This is a genomic window from Niallia sp. CD-39, from assembly GCF_059874745.1.
The window spans coordinates 1-24,211 of sequence record NZ_JCBCPS010000002.1 but is presented as its reverse complement, the minus strand read 5'-3'; the positions used below and the strand labels follow the sequence as shown (position 1 = coordinate 24,211).

General features: G+C 36.7%; 22 protein-coding genes. 9 read left to right on the top strand and 13 right to left on the bottom strand.

All coding sequences use genetic code 11. From position 1 onward, the window contains the following. Positions 1–48: 48 nt before the first annotated feature. Both ychF and AC6F34_RS06425 read right to left on the bottom strand, forming a co-directional pair. Positions 49–1,149 (bottom strand): redox-regulated ATPase YchF, encoded by a 1,101-nt coding sequence (gene ychF, locus AC6F34_RS06430; RefSeq protein WP_500770219.1) that lies wholly within the window; start codon positions 1,147–1,149, stop codon positions 49–51. 204 nt (positions 1,150–1,353) lie between these two features. Further along, the gene (locus AC6F34_RS06425; protein ID WP_500770217.1) at positions 1,354–1,545 is read right to left on the bottom strand and encodes a DUF951 domain-containing protein; all 192 of its coding nucleotides are present in this window, start codon (positions 1,543–1,545) and stop codon (positions 1,354–1,356) included. A gap of 222 nt (positions 1,546–1,767) precedes the next feature. On the opposite strand from AC6F34_RS06425, the gene yyaC reads away from it, so the two are divergent. Then, positions 1,768–2,394 (top strand): spore protease YyaC, encoded by a 627-nt coding sequence (gene yyaC, locus AC6F34_RS06420; RefSeq protein WP_500770215.1) that lies wholly within the window; start codon positions 1,768–1,770, stop codon positions 2,392–2,394. Between the two features lie 23 nt (positions 2,395–2,417). On the opposite strand, the gene AC6F34_RS06415 is transcribed toward yyaC, so the two are convergent. The 11 genes from AC6F34_RS06415 to rpmH all read right to left on the bottom strand — a co-directional run bounded on the left by AC6F34_RS06415 (position 2,418) and on the right by rpmH (position 12,679). Beyond that, positions 2,418–3,128 carry a DUF554 domain-containing protein gene (locus AC6F34_RS06415; protein ID WP_500770213.1) on the bottom strand — a complete coding sequence of 237 codons (711 nt, stop codon included), beginning with the start codon at positions 3,126–3,128 and terminating at the stop codon, positions 2,418–2,420. 54 nt (positions 3,129–3,182) lie between these two features. Beyond that, on the bottom strand, positions 3,183–4,040 hold the full coding sequence (locus AC6F34_RS06410; protein ID WP_500770211.1) for a ParB/RepB/Spo0J family partition protein: 858 nt from the start codon (positions 4,038–4,040) through the stop codon (positions 3,183–3,185). Next, a complete protein-coding gene (locus AC6F34_RS06405; RefSeq protein ID WP_500770209.1) occupies positions 4,033–4,794 on the bottom strand; it encodes a ParA family protein in 762 nt (253 codons plus the stop codon). Before AC6F34_RS06405 ends, AC6F34_RS06410 begins: the two co-directional genes overlap by 8 nt. A 241-nt stretch (positions 4,795–5,035) precedes the next feature. After that, positions 5,036–5,914, bottom strand: coding sequence for a nucleoid occlusion protein (gene noc, locus AC6F34_RS06400; RefSeq protein ID WP_500770207.1), 879 nt, complete (start codon positions 5,912–5,914; stop codon positions 5,036–5,038). A 117-nt stretch (positions 5,915–6,031) separates the two neighbouring features. Continuing rightward, positions 6,032–6,748, bottom strand: coding sequence for a 16S rRNA (guanine(527)-N(7))-methyltransferase RsmG (gene rsmG, locus AC6F34_RS06395; RefSeq protein WP_500770205.1), 717 nt, complete (start codon positions 6,746–6,748; stop codon positions 6,032–6,034). Between the two features lie 23 nt (positions 6,749–6,771). Further along, complete coding sequence (mnmG, locus tag AC6F34_RS06390; RefSeq protein WP_500770951.1) at positions 6,772–8,661, bottom strand: tRNA uridine-5-carboxymethylaminomethyl(34) synthesis enzyme MnmG; 1,890 nt, start codon at positions 8,659–8,661, stop codon at positions 6,772–6,774. Between the two features lie 35 nt (positions 8,662–8,696). Beyond that, positions 8,697–10,082, bottom strand: a complete 1,386-nt coding sequence (mnmE, locus tag AC6F34_RS06385; RefSeq protein ID WP_500770203.1) for a tRNA uridine-5-carboxymethylaminomethyl(34) synthesis GTPase MnmE — start codon at positions 10,080–10,082, stop codon at positions 8,697–8,699. Between the two features lie 282 nt (positions 10,083–10,364). Then, a complete protein-coding gene (gene jag / locus AC6F34_RS06380) occupies positions 10,365–11,027 on the bottom strand; it encodes an RNA-binding cell elongation regulator Jag/EloR (protein WP_500770201.1) in 663 nt (220 codons plus the stop codon). Next, positions 11,024–11,818, bottom strand: coding sequence for a YidC family membrane integrase SpoIIIJ (gene spoIIIJ / locus AC6F34_RS06375; protein WP_500770199.1), 795 nt, complete (start codon positions 11,816–11,818; stop codon positions 11,024–11,026). Before spoIIIJ ends, jag begins: the two co-directional genes overlap by 4 nt. A 148-nt stretch (positions 11,819–11,966) precedes the next feature. Next, positions 11,967–12,350: a ribonuclease P protein component gene (rnpA, locus tag AC6F34_RS06370; RefSeq protein WP_500770197.1), complete on the bottom strand. Its 384-nt coding sequence runs from the start codon at positions 12,348–12,350 to the stop codon at positions 11,967–11,969. Between the two features lie 194 nt (positions 12,351–12,544). After that, positions 12,545–12,679: a 50S ribosomal protein L34 gene (rpmH, locus tag AC6F34_RS06365; RefSeq protein ID WP_500770195.1), complete on the bottom strand. Its 135-nt coding sequence runs from the start codon at positions 12,677–12,679 to the stop codon at positions 12,545–12,547. Between the two features lie 680 nt (positions 12,680–13,359). Here rpmH and dnaA point away from each other — a divergent pair. The 8 genes from dnaA to AC6F34_RS06325 all read left to right on the top strand — a co-directional run bounded on the left by dnaA (position 13,360) and on the right by AC6F34_RS06325 (position 23,747). Continuing rightward, a complete protein-coding gene (gene dnaA, locus AC6F34_RS06360) occupies positions 13,360–14,706 on the top strand; it encodes a chromosomal replication initiator protein DnaA (RefSeq protein ID WP_500770193.1) in 1,347 nt (448 codons plus the stop codon). A gap of 167 nt (positions 14,707–14,873) precedes the next feature. Beyond that, positions 14,874–16,010: a DNA polymerase III subunit beta gene (gene dnaN, locus AC6F34_RS06355; protein ID WP_500770191.1), complete on the top strand. Its 1,137-nt coding sequence runs from the start codon at positions 14,874–14,876 to the stop codon at positions 16,008–16,010. Between the two features lie 254 nt (positions 16,011–16,264). Further along, positions 16,265–16,480 (top strand): ribosome maturation protein RlbA, encoded by a 216-nt coding sequence (gene rlbA / locus AC6F34_RS06350; protein ID WP_500770189.1) that lies wholly within the window; start codon positions 16,265–16,267, stop codon positions 16,478–16,480. A gap of 13 nt (positions 16,481–16,493) precedes the next feature. Further along, on the top strand, positions 16,494–17,612 hold the full coding sequence (gene recF / locus AC6F34_RS06345) for a DNA replication/repair protein RecF (RefSeq protein ID WP_500770187.1): 1,119 nt from the start codon (positions 16,494–16,496) through the stop codon (positions 17,610–17,612). 9 nt (positions 17,613–17,621) lie between these two features. Then, the gene (remB, locus tag AC6F34_RS06340; RefSeq protein ID WP_500770185.1) at positions 17,622–17,867 is read left to right on the top strand and encodes an extracellular matrix regulator RemB; all 246 of its coding nucleotides are present in this window, start codon (positions 17,622–17,624) and stop codon (positions 17,865–17,867) included. A 72-nt stretch (positions 17,868–17,939) separates the two neighbouring features. After that, complete coding sequence (gene gyrB, locus AC6F34_RS06335; protein ID WP_500770949.1) at positions 17,940–19,859, top strand: DNA topoisomerase (ATP-hydrolyzing) subunit B; 1,920 nt, start codon at positions 17,940–17,942, stop codon at positions 19,857–19,859. Between the two features lie 194 nt (positions 19,860–20,053). Continuing rightward, positions 20,054–22,573: a DNA gyrase subunit A gene (gene gyrA / locus AC6F34_RS06330; protein WP_500770183.1), complete on the top strand. Its 2,520-nt coding sequence runs from the start codon at positions 20,054–20,056 to the stop codon at positions 22,571–22,573. A 97-nt stretch (positions 22,574–22,670) separates the two neighbouring features. Next, the gene (locus AC6F34_RS06325; protein ID WP_500770181.1) at positions 22,671–23,747 is read left to right on the top strand and encodes an HD-GYP domain-containing protein; all 1,077 of its coding nucleotides are present in this window, start codon (positions 22,671–22,673) and stop codon (positions 23,745–23,747) included. Positions 23,748–24,211 lie beyond the last annotated feature (464 nt).

Here is a 24,211-nt window from a genome sequence, read left to right as displayed (position 1 = left end):
TTTTCCAATCTGAAGCTATCATGCAGTGTAATAGCTTCTCACAATTTTTTATACATTAAAGCGGAAGTGCATAACATCTCCATCTTGAACGATGTACTCTTTTCCTTCTAAACGGACCTTGCCTGCTTCTTTCGCCACGTTCATATTGCCAGCAGCAACTAAATCATCATAGGAAACCGTCTCAGCACGGATAAATCCTTTTTCAAAATCACTATGAATGACACCTGCACATTGTGGAGCCTTCATGCCTTTTCTAAACGTCCAAGCACGAACCTCTTGAACTCCAGCTGTGAAGTAAGTAGCTAAACCTAAAAGGCTGTAAGATGCCTTAATTAATTGGTCTAATCCTGATTCTGCGATTCCTAATTCTTGTAAAAACATTTCTTTTTCTTCGCCTTCTAATTCAGCAATTTCTGATTCAATTTTCGCACAAATAACTATGACTTCTGCGCCTTCATTTTTCGCAAATTCTCGTACTTTTTGCACGTACTCATTGTCTGAAGGGTCTGCAACCTCATCTTCACTTACATTTGCTACATACAACATCGGTTTTACCGTTAACAAATGCATTCCTTTTACAACTTTCATTTGTTCATCAGTAAATTCAACAGAACGAGCTGGCTTGTCCGATTCAAACGCATCTTTTAACTTTTCAAGTATCTCTAATTCAAAAACAGAATCTTTGTCTTTTTGCTTTGCAAGCTTGCCTACACGAGCAATTCGCTTATCTACAGACTCTAGATCTGCCAAAATTAGCTCTAAATTAATGGTTTCGATATCATCAATAGGATCTACTTTTCCAGATACATGCGTAATATTATCATCAGCAAAGCAACGAACAACCTGACAAATAGCGTCTACTTCACGGATGTGAGAAAGAAATTTATTCCCAAGTCCTTCTCCTTTGCTTGCTCCTTTTACGATCCCAGCAATGTCTGTAAATTCAAATGCAGTTGGAACAGTTTTTTTCGGTTGAACAAGTTCCGTTAATTTTTGTAAACGTTCATCTGGAACTTCAACAATTCCTACATTAGGGTCAATCGTACAGAACGGATAGTTCGCAGATTCTGCACCTGCTTGTGTAATTGCATTAAACAATGTTGACTTACCTACGTTTGGTAAACCAACTATACCAGCTGTTAAAGCCATCCTTCTTCCACTCCTCTTACTCTATATATAAGTCACTTATTTTTCGTCATAACCTCTCACAATTATAGTGAGTATACAAGAAAAGCGCAAGACGACCGAGTATCATCATCAAACACGTGTACATTGTAGGCATGCTTTTTTGCCTAAACAACAACGATAATGCCTCAATGAAATCACTTTTCAATATAAAAACAAGCGAATGGCCTACTCGCTTGTCGGAAGCACTTTTTTCATCTTTTTCACAAATTCTTTGCGTGGAAGCATGACACTATGTCCACACCCTTCACATTTAATCCGAATATCTGCGCCAAGACGAATCACTTGCCAGCGATTTGTTCCACAAGGGTGAGCCTTCTTCATCTCCACGACATCATGTAAATCAAATGTTTTTTCCAATGATTTTAGCCTCCTTTTTCTTAGATATTCCGAGAAATTAAATTTAACTCTTGTTTCATTATAAAAGATACGTATAGATTTTTGAAATTTTCCGTATACTGTTACAAACATGATAAGCCTATTATGTCCGATTAAAGGCTTCTTAAAAATCTTCCGCATAGTTTAACATGATATAAATTCGTCACAAAATACACTTATGCATTGTAAAAGGAGAGAGATAGTATGGGTTTAAAGCCAAGTTTTTTGAAGCAATTAGACGTTGCATCATTTAAAGTTTCTCATGAAGAAAACGATGCAGCTACGCTTTTAGCAATTGACATGCAAAGGCGGCTTCCAGAACAAAGTGAAGGACGTCCAATTATTGTCATTTGTATTGGTACAGATCGATCCACTGGGGACGCATTAGGACCACTTGTTGGCACTTTTCTTAAAGACAAAAAAATCTCTGCTTTTCATGTTTACGGAACACTCGAAGATCCAATTCACGCAGTGAATTTAAATGAGAAACTTAACGAAATTAAGCAAATGTATAAAAACCCATTTATTATCGGCATTGATGCTTGCCTTGGTCGAATAAAAAGTGTTGGCCAAATTCAGTCTTCAAATGGCCCAGTTAAGCCAGGTGCAGGAGTAAACAAAGAACTTCCTGAGGTTGGACATATGCATATTACCGGCATTGTGAATGTGAGTGGATTTATGGAATTCTTTGTATTACAAAACACGCGACTCAATCTTGTATTAAATATAGCTAAGGTCATTGCTGACGGCATTTACAAAGCAAATTATACATATAATCAGCTTCCATCCTCTATTCAATTGCAACCATTAAAAGCAAAGTTAGAATCTTAAATAGTTAACAGAGCAGCTGTTTTTTAAAGTGGGTAAAGGTATAGAATCGTCACAATTGTTGCGGTTATAAGGATTCCTGGTAATAAGTTTGCTACTCGAATCTTTGTTAAACCGATTAAATTTAACCCGATTGCAAAAATCATAATACCTCCAGTTGCTGTCATTTCAACAATAAATTGATCCATCCATAAACTCGGGATAAAACGGTCAATATTTGCTGCAAATAGAGTAATGAAGCCTTCATAAAGAACAACTGGGACCGCTGAAAATGCTACTCCGATTCCTAAAGTTGTCGCCAAAATAAGTGCAGTAAATCCATCTATGATCGATTTTGTATATAAAACAGAATGGTCACCACGAATACCACTATCTAAAGATCCGATGATTGCCATCGCACCAATAACAAAAATCAATGTTGCGGTTACAAACCCTTGAGAGAAACTCCCTTTTTGTTGTTTTTTTGAAAATTTTCGCTCAAGCCATTTACCAACTCGGTTTAATTTATCATCTAAATCCCACCATTCACCAAGCATGGCACCAAACACTAAGCTTAGAATGACGATTAGAAAGTTGTCACTTTTCAACCCCATTTGCAAGCCTAGAACCATCACTGCTAGCCCAATCCCATACATCACCGTATTTTTCATTTTCTCAGGTATATTTTGAAATAATCTTCCTAATAATGTCCCTAAAATAATTAAAGCACCATTTACAATTGCACCGAGTAAGATCATATTTAATCACCTACTTTCTTTGATCTAAGCAAAAAAATAACCATCAAATGATGGTCAATCTTCAGTTGCTTCTGTTGAAATCAACTCAATGATTCGGTCGAGATCATCTTTAGAGAAAAATTCTATTTCAATTTTCCCTTTGTTTTTTGTTTGCTTTATATTTACAGTAGTTCCAAATCGCTCACGAAGAGATGATTCATATTTTTTAATAAAAACATCTTTTTTCTGCTTTTTCTTCTTTGTTTCACGTGAAACATTTTCGTTGAGTTGCTGAATTAATTGCTCTAGTTGTCGAACATTTAACCCCTCTTTAATCGTCTTTTTTACTACGGCAGGAAGCTGATCCTTTTTACGAAGCCCTAACAACGCTCGGCCATGTCCCATCGTTAGCTTCTTGTCACCAATCAATTCCTGAATATCTCTTGGCAAAGAAAGGAGACGAATATGGTTTGCAATATGCGGACGACTCTTCCCTAACCTTTTCGCAAGCTCCTCTTGTGTAAGCTTTAATTTTGTTAGCAAAAGCTCATATGCCGCACCCTCTTCTATTGGGGTCAGGTCTTCCCGTTGGAGGTTTTCGAGCACTGCCAACTCCATCATTTGTTGCTCTGACAAAGTACGTACTACAGCTGGAATACTTGTGAGTTTTGCTGCCTTTGCCGCACGGAAACGTCTTTCTCCCACAACAATCTCATAGCCTTTAATACTTTTACGAACTATGATTGGCTGTAGAATCCCATGCTCAACGATCGATTGCTTTAATTCTTCAATCGCAACGTCATCAAACGTTTTTCGAGGCTGATACGGGTTTGGACGAATCTCTTTTATATTGATTTCTGTTACTACTTCTTCTTCTTTTTGATCGATATTGCTAAAGAATGCATTCAATCCTTTACCTAGTCCTTTAGCCATGTGAAACCACTTCCTTTGCTAAATCTAAGTACACTTCAGCTCCACGTGATTTCGCATCATAATTAATAATCGGTTCTCCATGACTAGGTGCTTCACTTAACCGAACATTTCTTGGAATAATCGTCTTATATACTTTATCTTGAAAATATTTTTTTACTTCTTCAATTACTTGTATACCTAGGTTTGTCCTTGCATCAAGCATTGTTAACAGGACTCCTTCAATACGCAACTCTTGGTTTAAGTGTTTTTGAACGAGTCGAACTGTGTTTAAAAGCTGACTTAACCCTTCAAGAGCGTAGTATTCACACTGAACAGGGATAATGACCGCATCTGAAGCCGTAAGAGAATTAATCGTTAACAAGCCAAGAGAAGGAGGACAGTCAATAATAATATAGTCATAATCATCCTTTATTTCTTCTAACGCTCTTTTCAAGCGAACTTCACGAGAAATAGTCGGAACCAATTCGATTTCAGCACCTGCCAATTGAATAGTTGCTGGAATTGCATAAAGATTTTCAACCGACGTTGGTTGAATCACTTTTTTAGCCTCTACATCCTCAACAAGAACATCATAAATACACTGATCAACATCTGCTTTTTCAATTCCTAATCCACTTGTGCAATTCCCTTGAGGATCAACATCGACTAGCAACACTTTATTTCCCATATGGGCTAAACAAGCACCTAAATTCACGCTGGTTGTTGTTTTTCCTACTCCACCTTTTTGGTTAGCAATGGAAAGAATTTTACCCAAAGACGTCACCTACTTTCATGTATGGAATCTTATTTTGAAGCCCTTTTTATGTATGCGAAAACGATTCTCTAGCAAAAAAACGGCAACATTTCATGAATCTATTTACTCTCTATTCATTCTCATAAAATTCAAATCACGTAATCTATTTTATCATGAATTGAAATGAATCATCATTTTTTTATTAGAAAAAGGCTCGGAATTTTCTCCCGAACCTCTTTTAATCTATGAGTTCATATACTTTCTACTTTTTCTTTGGTATTTTTATCGTAATTTGATAAAATTCATCGAACTCTTCTTCTTGAGAGTCTAGTTTAATTCCACTATCTTCAACCATCGTTAGCGATTGACGAATCGTGTTAACCGCAATACGCATATCCTTGCTAAAAGCTTTACGCTGTGGCTTTTTCTTTTCTTGCTTGTCCTCTAAAAGCCTAACAACTCTTTCCTCAGTTTGCTTCACATTTAACCCCTTTTCAATTACCTCTACAAGCAATTTTACTTGTAATTCAGGGTTTTTCAATGGAATTAACGACCGAGCATGTCTTTCAGTAATTAATTTATTTAAAAGTGCATCCTGTACTTCCTGTGGAAGCTTCAATAATCGCAGTTTATTAGCAACGGTTGATTGGCCTTTTCCAAGGCGCTGGGCAAGTGCCTCTTGCGTCAAATTATGTAATTCTAGAAGTTTTCCATATGCCATTGCTTCTTCTATTGGTGAAAGTTCTTCACGCTGAAGGTTTTCTATTAGTGCAACAGAAGCGGTTTCTGTATCTGTCATGTTTTTGACAATAGCAGGTACCTCTGTCCATCCTAGCTTTCTCATGGCACGCCAACGACGTTCCCCAGCAATAATCTCATATTGATTATGCTCGAAATCTCTTACAACAATCGGTTGAATCACACCGTGTATATGAATCGTTCTTGATAGCTCCTCAATCTTCTCATCATCAAAAACGGTTCGAGGTTGAAAACGGTTTGGAATAATAGAATCGATTGGAATCTTCCTAATCTCCTCGTTTTCAGTTATGTCCTCCAATTGTAAATCTTGTTCTTGTTCCTGTGCTTGCTCCTGATCTCCCTTTTCTCCTAGGCCAAAAAGGCGTGAAAAAGAATGCTTCATCACCCTGCACCACCTTTACGAAACTCCTATTACTTATTCTCTATATAAACGACAATTCCTGCCCGTATTATAGGTTTCAAAACATGAGTGTCATATCTATCATACCATAACTAACACTTATTCGATTGGTGTTTTATTAGGTGTCCCTGGCTTTCTTGGATATTTCTTAGGTGTCGGTTTTAATTTATCAATAATTAATAAATTTCTTTCGCTCTCTTCCTCTGGGAGTGTAAAGGTATACGTCTCTTTTAGTTTCCCGCCTAAAGTCGTTACGGCTTTCTTCCCAGCATCCAATTCTTCTTGTGCACTAGAACCTTTTAAGGCAACAAAAGTACCGCCAACTTTTACAAGTGGTAAGCAAAGTTCGCTTAATACAGACAATCTTGCTACCGCTCTTGCCGTTACGACGTCATAAGTTTCTCGGTATTCTTTATTTTGACCAAAAGTTTCTGCACGATCATGTATGAATTGCACATCTTCTAATCCAAGAGTTTTAGCAAGATGATTTAAAAATCCAATTCTTTTGTTTAATGAATCTACAATGGTCACTTTCAAGTTCGGAAAAGCAATTTTAATTGGAATACTAGGAAAACCCGCACCCGCACCAACATCACAAAGATGAAGTGGTTTTGTGAAATCATAATAAAAGGATGCAGTTAATGAGTCAAAAAAGTGCTTTAAATACACTTCCTCTTTTTCAGTAATTGCGGTTAAGTTCATTTTTTCATTCCACTCAACCAATGTATGATAATATGTTTCATATTGGGAAAGCTGCTCAGAGGAAAGAGCAATCCCCTTTTCCTCTAGTAGCTTTTTAAATTGTGCTGTGTTCATTATTTTTTACCTTCCTCCACTAATTATGGATTCGAGATTTTTGCAATTCTGCCTTGCTCTAAATACACGAGTAAAATTGAGATGTCAGCAGGGTTGACTCCCGAGATGCGTGTCGCTTGAGCTAAAGATAGCGGACGGACTTCCTTAAGCTTCTGCCTCGCTTCTGAAGCCAGGCCATTGATTGCATCATAGTCAATGTTATCAGGAATTTTTTTGTTTTCCATTTTCTTTAATCGTTCAACTTGCTGAAGTGACTTTTCGATATACCCTTCATACTTCACTTGAATTTCAACTTGTTCCTTTACATCCGCATCTAAGTCAGCTTCAGCGGGAGCCAATTGTTCAATATGGAGATAATTCATTTCAGGACGTTTTAACAGATCAGCGGCTCTTATGCCATCTTTTAGTTCGCTTCCACCTAAAGACTGAATCAACTCTTGAACTTTTTCTGATGGTTTTAGAATAATGCTACGTAATCGCTCTTTTTCAGTTTCAACCGCTGCCTTCTTCGCTAAGAAGTTATGATAGCGTTCTTCTTTAACAAGACCAACCTTATAGCCTAAATCAGTTAAACGTAAGTCTGCATTATCATGACGTAGCAATAGACGATACTCTGCTCTTGATGTTAGCAATCGGTATGGTTCATTCGTTCCTTTTGTGACTAAATCATCGATTAGAACACCAATATACGCATCAGAGCGGCTAAGAATCACTTGTTCCTTACCTAATGCATGTAATCCTGCATTCATTCCAGCCATTAACCCTTGACCAGCAGCTTCTTCATAGCCAGATGTTCCATTAATTTGTCCCGCTGTATACAATCCCTTAATCCTTTTCGTTTCAAGAGTCGGCCAAAGTTGCGTTGGGACGACTGCATCATATTCAATCGCATAACCAGCACGCATCATCTGCACCTTCTCTAGACCAGGAATCGTTTGGAGAATTTTATGTTGTACATCCTCAGGTAAGCTTGTTGATAAGCCTTGTACATAGACTTCCTGTGTATTTCGTCCTTCTGGCTCTAAGAAAATTTGATGCCTTGGCTTATCATTGAAACGCACCACTTTATCTTCAATAGATGGACAATAACGCGGTCCCGTACCTTTAATCATTCCCGAATACATCGGAGAGCGATGGAGATTATCATCTATGATTTGATGTGTTTGTTCATTCGTGTACGTCAACCAGCATGGCAATTGATCTGTAATGAATTTAGTCGTTTCATATGAAAATGCTCGTGGCGTATCATCACCAGGTTGAATCTCCGTCTTGCTGTAATCAATCGAGTGACTATTCACTCGAGGCGGTGTGCCTGTTTTGAACCGTACTAAATCAAAGCCTAACTCCTGCAAATGCTCAGAGAGCTTAATTGACGGTTGCTGATTATTAGGACCACTTGAATATTTAAGTTCGCCTAAAATAATTTCCCCACGTAAAAATGTTCCTGTTGTTATAACAACGGTTTTCGAGCGGTATATTGCACCCGTTTGGGTTACAACTCCTTTGCACTCATTATCTTCAATGATTAGATTCTCAACCATGCCTTGAATCAGCGTCAAGTTTCTTTCATTTTCTAATGTTTTCTTCATTTCATGCTGGTACGCAAATTTATCCGCTTGCGCCCTTAATGCTCGAACAGCAGGACCTTTCCCTGTATTAAGCATTCGCATTTGAATATGTGTTTTATCTATGTTTTTGCCCATTTCCCCACCTAAGGCATCAATTTCTCGTACAACGATTCCTTTGGCAGGTCCCCCAACGGATGGGTTACAAGGCATGAATGCGACCATATCTAAATTAATCGTAACCATCAATGTTTTTGCACCTAGTCGAGCAGCCGCGAGTCCAGCTTCTACACCAGCATGCCCAGCACCAATGACGATTACATCATATTGACCAGCTTCATAGGTCATCATTTTTTCCTCCTTTAAAATCTATGCTAACGCTCCTATTTCCCTAAGCAAAATTGGGAGAATAGTTGATCGATTAAGCTTTCATGAACACTTTCTCCAATAATTTCTCCAAGCAATTCCCATGTTCTCGTTAAGTCGATTTGGACAATATCAATCGGGGTTCCAGCTTCAACTCCTTGTATTGCCTCATTGATCGCTTGTAATGACTGATTAAGAAGTGCAATATGCCTAGTATTTGACACATAGGTGATGTCTCCTGAATCAATCGTACCTGAAAAGAATAATGAAGCAATTGCCTCTTCTAATTCATCTACACCACGGTCTTCTAATAGTGAAGTTGTAACGATTGGATGATCAGCTGCTTTTTGCTTCACTTCATCAAGGTCAATTACTTGTGGTAGATCGGTTTTATTGATGATGACAATCACATTCATTCCTTCAACCGCTTTAAACAAGTTTTGATCTTCTTCTGAAAACGACTCTGAGTAATTTAAAACAAGGAGCAGTAAATCCGCCTCTTTTAGTACTTGTCGTGATTTTTCAACACCGATTCGTTCTACGATATCTTCGGTTTCACGAATACCAGCTGTATCAACTAGACGTAATGGAACTCCTCGAACATTAACATATTCTTCAATGACATCTCTTGTCGTACCTGGTATATCCGTAACAATCGCTTTATTTTCCTGTACTAAACTATTTAAAAGAGAAGATTTCCCTACATTTGGTCGGCCAACAATGACTGTTGAAAGACCCTCTCTTAAAATTTTTCCTTGTTCTGACGTACGTAGAAGCATTTCAATCTCTTTTCTCACATAAGAGGATTTTTCAAGCATGAGCGCATGCGTCATTTCCTCTACATCATCATATTCTGGATAGTCAATATTTACTTCGACTTGTGCAAGTGTCTCTAATATTTCTTGTCGGAGCTTCTGAATAAGCTTCGACAGTCTTCCTTCCATTTGTCCAAGTGCTACATTCATTGCTCGGTCTGTTTTTGCACGGATTAAGTCCATGACAGCCTCGGCTTGTGATAAATCGATGCGACCGTTTAAAAATGCTCTCTTAGTGAATTCTCCTGGCTCAGCAAGCCTAGCACCATTATTTAATAAAAGCTGGAGAACACGGTTTACAGATACTAGTCCTCCATGGCAGTTAATTTCAATTACATCTTCTTTTGTAAACGTCTTAGGTCCTTTCATGACAGATACCATGACTTCTTCTACAATTTGCTCAGTCTTTGGATCAACAATATGTCCATAATGAATCGTATGACTGTTAACGTTTTTGATCCGTTTGCCACCTATTCCTTTAAAAATACGATCTGCAATTGTAAATGCTTCGTCTCCGCTTAAACGAACGATTGCGATTGCTCCCTCTCCCATCGGGGTTGAGATCGCAGCAATTGTATCCATCTCCATTTACCTTCACCTCTCTTATTTTGTACTTTATCTATTAAATCGATTTTATATAAAATCAAAAATTATTTCCCAAAACATTAGAATAGCATAATCTTAAGGTTTATTTAAAGTTATCGACTTTTCTTTTTGTTTTTATCCACATTTATAAGGATTACTAGACATCATTTTAACTTATCCACATGTGAATAACAATAAAACGAAACATTTCACTACAAAACCTTATCCACATCCAGTAGTTAAAAAAAATAGCCCAGGAACCTGGACTATTTTTAAAATTGATTGCTATTTAGATGTATGCCCTTGAGATTTTCGGTCGTATTTTCTTTTCACGACCGGGGAGATCACAATATGACGATATGGATCATTGCCGTCTGAAAATGTTTTTACCTGGTGATGATTCGCTAATGCTGTATGAATCACCTTTCTCTCATAGGACGGCATTGGTTCCAACGTTACACCTCTACCAATTCGAACCGCTTTTTCAGCTAACTTTTCAGCTAATTGAACAAGTGTATCATTTCGTCTTTGTCGATAGTTTTCAGCATCAATAATTAAATTGTAAAATTGATCTGCTGACCGATTGATGACTAGCTGTGCTAAGTATTGTAATGAATTTAAGGTTTGTCCTCTTTTTCCAATCAATAAAGCAATTTTTTCACCAGTTAAAATAAATTGGACATTTTTACCGTCTTGAGTGACTTCGATGTCAATTGGCGCACCCATTTTCTCGCCTACATTCTTGAGAAATTGTTTTGCCTCTTCGATCGGATCTGCTTTTATTGTGACTTTCACTACTGCTGGTCGGGAACCAAAGATACCTAATATTCCTTTTTTCCCTTCATCAATGATCGTAATTTCTGTGCGGTCTTCTGTTGTGTTTAATTGAGCTAGAGCCGATTCCACTGCTTCCTTGACGGTTTGTCCTGTAGCAGTTACTTGTCTCACTTCTTCGCTCCTCCCGCTTTTTCAGTCTCTTTTACTTTTTTTAAATCTGGACCTTTAATGAAGTATGTTTGAATGATCATGAAGATATTCCCTACTACCCAGTATAAAGATAATGCAGCTGGGAAATTAATCGCGAAGATCACGATCATAATTGGCATTAGCCAAAGCATCATATTCATTTGCGCAGCCATTGTTGGGTTTGCGCTTGAATCTGTTCCAGCCATCATCATTTTTTGTTGAATAAATGTTGTAATCCCTGCAATCACAGGCAATAAGTATAATGGATCTGGATCACCAAGGTCGAACCATAAGAAATTATGCTCGGCAATCTCTCTCGTTCTCGAAACTGCATGGAAAAATCCAATTAAAATTGGCATTTGAATGATTAATGGGAAACATCCAGCAAGTGGATTCACCCCATGCTTTTGTAACAATGCCATCGTTTCTTGCTGAAGTTTTTGTTGTGTTTTCTGATCTTTAGAGCTGTATTGCTCTCTTAGCTTTTGCATTTCTGGCTGAATTGCCTGCATAGCCTTAGAGCTTCTCGTTTGTTTGATCATTAAAGGTAAAATGAGCAAACGAATTAAGATTGTAACAATAATGATGGACAGACCGAAATCATCACCCGTCCATTCTGCAATTTTAATAATTAATAAAGAAAGCGGATACACGATGTACTCGTTCCAAAAACCTTCACTTTCATTCGTAATCGGTTGATCGAATTCAGTACATCCAGTTAAAAGCAATGTTAAGAAAACCAAACCGATTATTAATGGTATTCTCTTTTTCAACTACTTTTTCCTCCTTAATGCCAAGAAAGTCAATATATGCTTAAAATGAAATGCATATAAGCTCAAATCTCTAACAAACATTTTAATAGAGATTATTCATCCATATGTATTGTATTTTAACATCTTACTAATCAAATACCTACTAATTTCATAAAGTGCTATTGTTTTTTTCTAGCTTCTCTATTGAAAAGTTACGGTCGAGCACTCTGGAAACTTTTAAAACATGAATCAGGCTTTTTTGAACCTCATGAAAATCCATCGTTGCTACAGGTTTCCTTGCAATGACAATAAAATCGTACTCATGTTTAACATGCTTCTCTATTTCATGAAACGCTTGGCGTATATATCGTTTGATTTGGTTACGAACTACAGCATTTCCAAGCTTTTTACTCACTGATAATCCAATTCTAAAGTGCTCTTGATCTTCTTTTTTTAACAAATAAACAACAAACTGACGATTGGCAAATGACTTTCCTTTTTCAAAGGCCTTTTGAAAATCTTTATTTTTTTTCACTCTAAATTCTTTTTTCACTCGTCATTTACACCTCTTTACTAAAAGAAAAGCGAAATGCGTACGCTTTTTCGCGGTACTTATTAAAAAGCCTATCTAAAAGTTCAGATTTAACATACACATTTCCCTTTAAACATTCATCCCCTTTTTCGGAACGAAATATAAGCAAAATAATGTTTTATATCTGAAAAAAAGACCACTGACTTTTCAGTGGCCTAAGCAGATAATACTTTTCTTCCTTTACGACGACGACGTGCTAGAACATTACGTCCGTTTGCACTGCTCATACGGCTACGGAATCCATGAACTTTACTTCTTTTACGATTGTTTGGTTGAAAAGTTCTTTTCATTATATGACACCTCCCTGAGGAATAACTATTAAAGACAGTCTTTCTAATTATAAAGATGTACCTAAACAATTGTCAACATGACAAATGGAATGATCAAAGTAACACTACAAAATTTTACACTTTATTTATGCAAATGTCATTAGGTAATTTTTATCTTCCTAATTTTTTTTGTATTTCTATATTTATTCGTTGAGTCTCATCCAATTATGCCCATGCTTTAAAAAGTTAACTAGAACAGATCTCTATAAAAGAAACCCGTCATTTATATATAGAAATAAAGTGCTCGGAAGTACGTATAAACGTTTGTGGATATAATTCGACATAAAAACCTTCTATCCACACAACATATAGACAAGTTTTTCACACAATCACTACCTGTGGACAAAAAACATTCACATCAATTTTCACTTGTGGATAACAATGCAAAAACCATTGCAAGCTCTAGTATTATCTGTTATCATATTTGTGTTTTAACACTTAATAACTTACTGTGAATATCTTGATTATCCACACAATGTGGATAACTTGTGGACAGGTTATTCCACCACTCTGCAAAAGGTTGTCCACAAGTAGTGGATACTGTCGAAATAAGACTAAACTTCCTTATTATATACTTTTCCACAGATAGGCATTTATATAGCTACCGTTCACACATAAAAATTTGAAAAGGAGGGAACACATTGGAGAATATCGAGGATCTTTGGAATCAAACTTTGGCTAAAATTGAAAAAAAAATTAGCAAGCCTAGTTTTGATACTTGGTTGAAATCAACGAAAGCACATACACTCCAAGGGGATACATTAGTCATTAAAGCTCCGAATGAATTCGCCCGTGATTGGCTTGAAGAAAGATATTCTGAACTTATTTCAAATTTATTAGACGAACTAACTGGTGAAAAATTAAATGTGAAATTTATTATTCCCCAAAACCAACACGAAGAGTTTCAAGACATGCCACTCCCAGATAAAAAAGGAGTTCCTGCAGAAGAACAAGTAGACATGCCCTTAAACATGTTAAATACAAAGAATACTTTCGATACATTCGTTATTGGTTCAGGAAATCGATTTGCACATGCAGCGTCTTTAGCTGTTGCAGAAGCCCCTGCTAAAGCTTATAACCCTCTCTTTATTTACGGAGGAGTAGGTCTTGGGAAAACCCACTTAATGCATGCCATTGGTCACTATGTGTTAGAGCATAATCCGTCGGCAAAAGTCGTGTATTTATCATCAGAAAAATTTACAAATGAATTTATTAATTCTATTCGTGACAATAAAACCATTGAATTTCGAAACAAATATCGAAAAGTCGATGTTCTACTAATTGATGATATTCAATTTTTAGCTGGAAAAGAATCAACACAAGAAGAATTTTTCCATACATTTAATACATTGCATGAAGAAAGTAAGCAAATTGTCATTTCAAGTGATCGACCACCAAAAGAAATTCCTACACTTGAAGACCGTTTACGTTCTCGCTTTGAATGGGGATTAATTACAGATATTACTCCTCCTGATTTAGAAACAAGAATAGCAATTTTACGAAAAAAGGCAAAAGCAGAAGGTTTAGATATACCAAATGAAGTGATGCTTTATATAGCGAATCAAATTGATTCAAATATTCGAGAGCTTGAGGGAGCACTTATTCGTGTTGTTGCCTATTCTTCTCTCATTAATAAAGATATCAATGCTGATCTTGCAGCAGAAGCTTTGAAGGATATTATTCCAAGCTCAAAACCTAAAGTCATTACGATTCATGAGATTCAACGAGTCGTTGGTGACTACTATAGTGTAAAATTAGAAGATTTTACAGCAAAAAAACGCACAAAATCAGTAGCCTTTCCGAGGCAAATTGCAATGTATTTATCGCGTGAATTAACGGATTTCTCCCTTCCTAAAATCGGTGAAGAATTTGGTGGACGTGATCATACAACAGTGATTCATGCACATGAAAAAATCTCTAAATTGCAATCAAGTGATACTCAATTTCAAAAACAATTGAATGAACTAAATGAAATATTAAAGGGATAATGTGAATAACTTCATCTGAACTACACACAGTCTGTCCACATGTGGATAGGCTGTGTTTCCATTCTTTGTTTAAGTTATCCACATATTCACAGGCCCTATTATTACTTCTACTGTTTTTTAAATAAAAAAATATATATTATAAGCCATAATTTGCGGAGGATTGAAAAATGAAATTTATCATCCAACGAGATCGATTAGTACAAGCTGTTCAAGATGTTATGAAAGCTGTAACAAGTCGAACAACGATTCCGATCTTAACGGGAATAAAGATTGTTGCAACAGATGAAGGTGTAACATTAACAGGTAGCGATTCAGATATTTCAATTGAATCCTTTATCCCAAGTGTTGAAGAAGACAAAATAATTGCTGAAGTACAACAAACTGGAGCGATTGTTTTACAAGCAAAATTTTTCAGTGAAATTGTAAAGAAACTCCCTACAGATACTGTAGAAATTCGAGTGGAAAATCACTTACAAACAGTTATCACATCAGGAAAATCTGAGTTTAATTTAAATGGATTAGATGCTGAAGAATATCCGCATTTGCCACAAATTGAAGAGAATAATTCTGTTAAAATACCAACAGATCTATTAAAAGCAATGATCCGACAAACTGTATTTGCAGTATCAACGTCTGAAACTAGACCAATTCTAACAGGCGTGAATTGGAAAGTAGAAAATGGCATGTTAACTTGTGTTTCTACAGATAGTCACCGTCTTGCTTTACGTAAAGCAGCCATTGAAATGAACGATGAAGAAACATACAATGTTGTCATTCCAGGGAAAAGCTTAAGTGAATTAAGCAAAATTCTCGATGATCATAATGACAACGTAGAAATTGTCATAACTGATAATCAAGTATTGTTCAAAGCTGAAAATCTGCTATTCTTCTCTCGTTTATTAGAAGGAAATTATCCTGATACATCTCGATTGATTCCAAATGAGTCAAAAACCGATGTTGTTGTAAATACGAAAGACTTTTTACATGCAATTGATCGTGCCTCCCTTTTAGCAAGAGAAGGCAGAAATAATGTTGTCAAATTCTCAACAATAACCGGTGGAATTGTTGAAATTAGTTCAAACACTCCTGAAATCGGGAAAGTAGTCGAAGAAGTTCAAAGTCAATCAATAGATGGCGAAGAATTAAAAATTTCATTTAGCGCAAAATTTATGATTGATGCATTAAAAACGATTGAAGCAACAGATATTATGATTCAATTCACGGGAGCAATGCGACCGTTCATTATTAAACCTCTTCATGATGAATCGATTTTACAATTGATACTTCCAGTACGAACGTATTAATCTATATTAAGAGCCAAGTAGAAAGATTCTACTTGGCTTTTCATTTTTAATCTTTTTCTGAGTATGAAAAAAATATCCACAGTTGATAACTCTCTATACCTCCCCTATGCACCTTATCTCTTTGTTGAAAAATGAAATCGAATGGAAAACCCTTTGTGTAACTTTCAAATATTTAGTACAATAAAATATTAGATAGTATAAATAGACTCGTGAAGAAAGTATGGATATTCCAATAAATAGGAATGGGTGAGAATATGACGAAAATACAAATTGAAACGGAATATATTACATTAGGACAATTTTTAAAAGCAGCTGATCTCATCCAATCTGGAGGAATGGCTAAGTGGTTTCTAGGAGAATATGAAGTTTTAGTAAATGGTGAACAAGACCAACGCAGAGGAAGAAAACTACGAGACGGCGATCAAGTAGAAATACAAGAGCACGGTTCATTTATAATAAAGAATCATTAAGGATGTAAGCATTATGCACATTGAGCAGCTTCAATTAAAAAATTATCGGAATTATGAAGAGCTTGAAACTCGATTTGAAAATAAAGTCAATGTCATCTTAGGTGAAAATGCACAAGGAAAGACAAATGTGATGGAATCCATCTATGTTCTAGCAATGGCTAAATCTCATAGAACGTCAAATGATAAAGAACTCATTCGCTGGGACGAGGAATATGCTAAAATAGATGGTAGAGTACAAAAAAAATACGGTCCATTGCCAATGCAGCTTGTTATTTCAAAAAAAGGAAAGAAAGCAAAATGTAATCATATTGAGCAACAAAAGTTAAGCCAATATGTTGGAAATATGAACGTTGTCATGTTTGCGCCTGAAGATCTCCATCTAGTTAAAGGGAGCCCTCAAATTAGGCGTCGTTTTATTGATATGGAAATTGGCCAAGTTTCTGCTCTTTATCTTCATGATATTGCTCAATATCAAAAAATCCTTCAACAGCGGAATCATTATTTAAAGCTTTTACAAACAAAAAAGCAATCAGACTATACAATGCTTGAAATTTTGACCGAGCAATATATTGAAAGCGCGATTAAAATCATTGTAAAACGATTTGAGTTTTTGAATTTACTAGAGCAATGGGCGATTCCAATCCATAAAGGCATTTCTAGAGGCCTAGAAACATTAAAAATCCACTATAAACCTTCAGTAGACGTATCAGAAGACCATGATTTGACAAAAATGATAGAGATATACGAAGAAAAGGCAATGAAGGTCCAAAAGAAGGAAATTGAACGTGGTGTGTCCTTGTTTGGTCCGCATCGAGATGACTTGATTTTTTATGTCAATGATCGAGATGTTCAAACATACGGTTCACAAGGGCAACAACGAACGACAGCTCTTTCAGTGAAGTTAGCTGAAATTGAGTTAATAAAATCCGAAATTGGGGAATACCCAATCCTGTTATTGGACGATGTATTATCAGAACTAGATGATTATCGTCAATCTCATTTATTGAATACGATCCAAGGGAAGGTACAAACCTTTGTGACAACGACTAATGTAGATGGTATTGATCATCAAACATTAAAAGAAGCAGCTACATTTCGAGTAGATAGCGGAAGTATGAATCTGATTGAATGAGGTGAGAGCTTGTATATCCATGTCGGTGAAGATGTCCTCGTGAGAACGAAAGAAATTGTCGCCATAATTGATAAAGAAAGTGTTGCAAACCCATCATCAGGTGATTTTATGACTGAACAAGGACAATCAAGTGTCGATTTAGCAAAAGGAAACTATAAATCAGTTGTTGTGACAACGAAAATTGTATACTATTCTCCCCTTTCGTCTAGCACACTGAAGAAGCGAGCTTTACAAACGAAAGTATATGATTTCTAACTAGTGAATACTTTCATCAAATAATAGAGTAACCCAAATGGATATTGGAAAGTGTAGGTGATCGATGTGACAATGGAGCAAGAGGCAATGCAACAATCCTATGATGAGAATCAAATACAAGTTTTAGAAGGCCTTGAAGCTGTTCGAAAAAGACCAGGTATGTACATTGGTTCAACGAGTGCAAAGGGTTTACATCATCTTGTATGGGAAATTGTCGACAACAGTATTGATGAGGCTTTAGCTGGTTATTGTACAGAGATTAACATTCAAATTGGAGAAGACAACAGCGTAACTGTCATTGATAATGGACGTGGTATTCCAGTAGGAATCCATGAAAAAATGGGCCGTCCAGCTGTTGAGGTTATCATGACCGTACTTCACGCCGGAGGTAAGTTCGGTGGCGGGGGCTACAAAGTATCTGGTGGTCTACACGGTGTTGGTGCATCCGTTGTTAATGCTCTTTCGACTGAGCTAGAGGTCTATGTCCATCGTGATGGTAAAATCCACTATCAGAAATTTCAACGAGGCGTGCCTCAAGCTGATTTGGAGATTATTGGAGATACAGAACGTACAGGTACGACAACAAAGTTCAAACCTGATGGGGAAATCTTCACTGAAACATTAGAATATGATTTTGAAACATTAGCTAATCGTATTCGTGAACTTGCATTTTTAAATCGTGGACTTAAAATCACGATTGAAGATCAACGAGTTGAGAATAAAATGAATGAATACCTTTATGAAGGTGGAATTCGTTCATATGTTGAGCATTTGAATCGTTCGAAAGAAGTTCTACACGAGGAACCAATTTACATTGAAGGTGAACGTGATGGAATTACTGTTGAAGTTTCAATGCAATACAATGATAGCTATATGAGTAACATTTATTCATTTGCGAATAACATCAATACGTATGAAGGTGGGACCCATGAATCTGGGTTTAAAACGGCTCTCACACGAGTAATTAACGATTATGCACGTAAAAATGGAATTTTCAAAGATAACGATAGCAATCTTTCAGGTGAGGATGTTCGTGAAGGTTTAACAGCGATCATTTCAATAAAGCATCCGGATCCTCAATTTGAAGGGCAAACGAAAACAAAACTAGGTAACTCGGAAGCTCGAACAGCAACGGATACAATTTTTTCGGAAGCACTCGAAACCTTCCTGCTAGAAAATCCATCTGTTGCTCGGAAAATTGTTGATAAAGGGCTAATGGCTGCCCGTGCGCGGTTAGCTGCTAAGAAAGCTCGTGAATTAACAAGAAGAAAGAGTGCACTCGAAGTATCAAGTTTGCCAGGGAAACTTGCCGATTGTTCTTCAAGAGATGCAGCTATTTCGGAACTATATATCGTAGAGGGTGACTCTGCTGGTGGTTCAGCAAAGCAAGGTCGTGACCGTCATTTCCAAGCGATTTTGCCTTTACGTGGGAAGATATTAAACGTAGAAAAAGCAAGACTCGATCGTATTCTTTCCAACAATGAAGTACGAGCGATGATCACGGCAGCTGGTACCGGAATCGGAGATGATTTTGATATTTCAAAAGCTCGTTATCATAAGATTGTTATCATGACCGATGCGGATGTTGATGGGGCACATATTCGTACGCTCCTTCTGACATTCTTCTACCGTTACATGAGACAAATTCTAGAGGCTGGCTATATTTATATAGCTCAACCACCACTTTATGCAGTGAAACAAGGGAAAAAGATTGAGTATGCATACAATGATCGTCAATTGGACGAGGTTTTAGAGAATTTCTCAGCTCAACCAAAGCCAAATGTTCAGCGCTACAAAGGTCTTGGAGAGATGAATCCAGATCAGCTATGGGAAACAACGATGAATCCTGAAACACGAACTCTGCTACAAGTAAGTTTAGAAGATGCGATAGAAGCTGATGAAACATTTGAAATTTTAATGGGTGATAAAGTTGAACCACGTCGAAACTTTATTGAAGAAAATGCTCAATATGTGAAAAATTTAGATATTTAAAGCGATACCTGCTCCCCTGTGTTTTACTGGGGAGCCTTCGGGTATTTTGTATTGATTGAACGTATATGTGTATTCCGAACCTGTTTAGCGTTATTTTATAAAAAGGTACATAAGGAGTCGAACCTTTAAAGGTCGATGAAACCATTTAAGGATCATGTGCTGAAGTGATTCCTTAAACGAGGGAGGTAATGAAAATGGCTGAAACGCCAAAGTCCCAAATTAAAGATAGAAATATTAGTGAGGAAATGAGAGAATCATTTCTTGATTATGCTATGAGTGTTATTGTATCGCGTGCCTTGCCAGACGTACGTGATGGTTTAAAACCTGTTCATCGAAGAATATTATACGCGATGCATGATTTAGGTATGCATTCAGATAAGCCTTATAAGAAGTCTGCTCGTATCGTCGGGGATGTAATTGGTAAGTACCACCCACATGGTGACTCGGCAGTTTATGAAACAATGGTTCGAATGGCGCAAGATTTTAACTACCGCTATATGCTTGTAGACGGTCATGGGAATTTTGGTTCGGTTGATGGAGACTCTGCAGCAGCGATGCGTTATACAGAAGCAAGAATGTCTAAGATTTCAATGGAACTTTTACGTGATATTAACAAAGATACAATTGACTATCAACCGAACTATGACGGAGAAGAGAAAGAGCCGAAGGTTTTACCAGCTCGTTTCCCGAACTTATTAGTCAATGGTACATCAGGGATTGCAGTTGGTATGGCAACAAATATTCCTCCACATCAACTAGGTGAGGTCATTGATGGTGTACTTGCAATTAGCCATGATCCAGAAATGACCATTCAAGAGTTAATGGATATCATTCCTGGTCCGGACTTCCCTACTGCTGGATTAATTCTTGGTAGAAGTGGGATTCGTAAAGCGTACGAGACTGGCCGTGGATCGATCATGCTTCGTGCAAAGGTTGAAATTGAGCAAAAAGCAAGCGGTAAGGAAGTTATTATTGTGCATGAAATTCCTTATCAAGTAAATAAGGCACGATTAATCGAAAAGATTGCTGAGCTTGTACGTGATAAGAAAATTGATGGCATTACAGATTTGCGCGATGAGTCTGACCGTAACGGAATGCGTATTGTTATGGAAGTTCGAAAAGATGCGAATGCAAATGTATTACTGAATAATTTGTACAAGCAAACAGCTCTACAAACAAGCTTTGGGGTTAATTTATTAGCACTTGTTGATGGGCAACCGAAAGTGTTGAACTTAAAGCAATGCTTACAATATTATCTTGATCATCAAAAAGTAGTAATTAGAAGAAGAACAGAATTTGAACTTCGTAAAGCAGAGGCTAGAGCGCATATTTTAGAGGGATTACGAATTGCCTTGGATCATTTAGACGAGGTAATTGCCCTTATTCGTAGCTCACAAACTGCTGATATCGCTCGCGAAGGGTTAATGACTAAATTCCAATTATCAGAAAAACAAGCACAAGCTATTTTAGATATGCGACTGCAGCGCTTAACAGGTTTGGAAAGAGAGAAAATTGAAGAAGAGTATGCGAATCTTCTTGCTTTAATCGGAGAATTAAAAGAGATTTTAGCGAATGAAGAAAAACTACTAAATATTATTCGTGAAGAATTAACTGAACTAAAAGAGCGTTTTAACGATAAGCGTAGAACTGAAATTGTATCCGCTGGCCTAGAAATGATTGAGGATGAAGATCTTATTCCGAGAGAAAACATTGTCATCACACTTACCCATAAAGGATATATTAAGCGATTGCCAGTATCCACTTATCGTTCTCAAAAACGTGGTGGTCGAGGCATTCAAGGGATGGGAACGAATGAAGATGACTTCGTTGAACATTTAGTAACAACTTCAACTCACGATACAGTTCTTTTCTTCTCGAACAAAGGAAAAGTATACCGAGCGAAGGGGTATGAAGTTCCTGAGTTTAGCCGTACTGCTAAAGGAATTCCGATCATTAATATGCTTGGAATTGAAAAGGACGAGTGGATTAATGCGATTATACCAGTAGAATCATTCGTAGATGATTGGTTCCTATTCTTTACGACGAAACAAGGAGTTTCAAAACGTTCTCCTCTTTCTTCCTTTGCACATATTCGAAACAACGGCTTGATCGCATTGAACTTAAAAGAAGATGATGAGCTGATATCTGTTCGATTAACAGATGGAACAAAAGAAATCATCATTGGAACACAAAACGGGATGTTGATTCGCTTCCCTGAGACAGATGTGCGTTCAATGGGAAGAACAGCAACTGGTGTGAAAGGTATCACTTTAAGTGAACAAGACCATGTGGTTGGGATGGAAGTGCTTGAAGAAGATACACAAATCCTAATTGTAACGAAAAAAGGTTATGGTAAGCGTACACCAGCGGAAGAATATCGTATCCAAGGTCGTGGCGGTAAAGGAATTAAAACATGTAACGTTACGGATAAAAATGGTTCTCTAGTTTCGATGAAAGCTGTAACAGGAGAAGAAGATATCATGTTAATCACAACTGGTGGTGTTCTGATCCGGATGGCTGTTAATGATATTTCAACTATGGGAAGAAACACACAAGGTGTCCGACTTATTCGTATCGACGAAGCAGCAGAAGAAGCAGTTGCGACGGTTGCGAAAGTTGAAAAAGATGAAGATAAAGAGGAAGAAACAGCAAAGCCTTTAGAAGAGGCAACAGAAGAAATGCTTGAAACAACTGAAGATGACTCTATAGAATGAGTAAATTGAGGAGGACTACAAAATAGTAGTCCTCTTCTTTAGTAAATTAAGGTAAAATAAGAATACTGAAAAATTATAGAAGAATCTGGTGGTGTAGATGGTGAAGGTCTTAGTCGAGCAACTTAAAGAAGGTTCAATGATTATTGATGATGTATATAGTTTAACGAATTACCCTATCGTTAATAAAAATACAGTTGTTACACTTGAAATTATTAGCATTCTAAAGGAATTCAAAATCAAGGAAGTCTATATTGAAAAAATCAATGTGAAAGAATCGATACAGATTGAAGATGAAACTGTATTCGTAAAAGAAAATCGATCCACCTTCTTTTTTCAATTATTTTTACAAAGTGTAGCTAAGTATAAAAAACAATTTCAATCATGGCAATCAGGAGCACCTATTGATATTAAAGAAGTGCGAGAAACCATTGTTCCTTTAGTGGATTATTTAGATAGAAAACAGACATCTGAACTTTTTTCGTTATACCATCTATCAACAACCGATGAATATATGTATCACCATCCAGTTGCAGTTGGACTGTTTTCAGCATTTATTGCAAAGAAGCTACAACTTGATCAAGGTGAAGTTATGCAGCTTGCATTAGGAGGATGTTTGAGTGATTCAGGTATGGCGAGGGTAAGCCCATCGGTACTAAATAAGAAAACTGCATTAACCCCTGAAGAATTTAGGGAGGTTAAGAAGCATCCTACCTATAGCTACGAAATGGTTCGAAACATTGCTTCTTTAAAAGAAAGTACGAAAATTGGGATTTTACAGCATCATGAACGTCTTGATGGAAGTGGATATCCATTAGGATATAAGAGTGAGAAAATCTCAAAGTTTGCTAGAATTATTTCAACAGCAGATGTTTTTCATGCGATGACATCTGAAAGATTGTATCGCCAAAAGGAATCTCCCTTCAAAGTTCTTGAATTATTTCATAGAGAGAGTTTTGGGAAATTCGATATTGCCAGTATTAAGGCTTTAGAAAGTGGACTTATTAATTTTTCAGTTGGCAGTAAAGTCAAACTTTCTAATGGGGACCTTGCTGAAGTGTTGTTTAATGAAGAACAATCCCCTACAAGGCCAATGGTTAAGTTAGAAGCATCAGGTGAAATTATTCAATTGAAAAATGAGAGAGAGTTATTTATTAAAGAAGTTATTTTGACATAAACTTTTTAATTTATTCAGAACAAAGAGCTATACTCTCTATTAGTAATAAGAAAAGACTCTTAAACATTCATCCTTTGAATAGTAGGAGTCTTTTTTCGTAGCATTTTCTTTTTATATGAAGTTGAAAAATATTTATTTTAATATATTGTTTTTACTATTGAATTCAACCGCTATCCCTGCTATAATAATTCAAGTCAGCAAGTTAGTGACATCAAGAGTTTTAAAGATATTATTTATTTATAAAAACTTCTTGACGAAAGTTAGTGGAAATGATATATTAATAAAGTCGCTTCTGAGCGAATGATATTAATAAAATTGCTCTTTGAAAACTGAACGAACAAAAAACGTCAACGTTAATCTGAACTGAGTAATCAGTTAAACAAGCACCATAGGTGCAAAAACGAGCTAATCAAACACTTTATTGGAGAGTTTGATCCTGGCTCAGGACGAACGCTGGCGGCGTG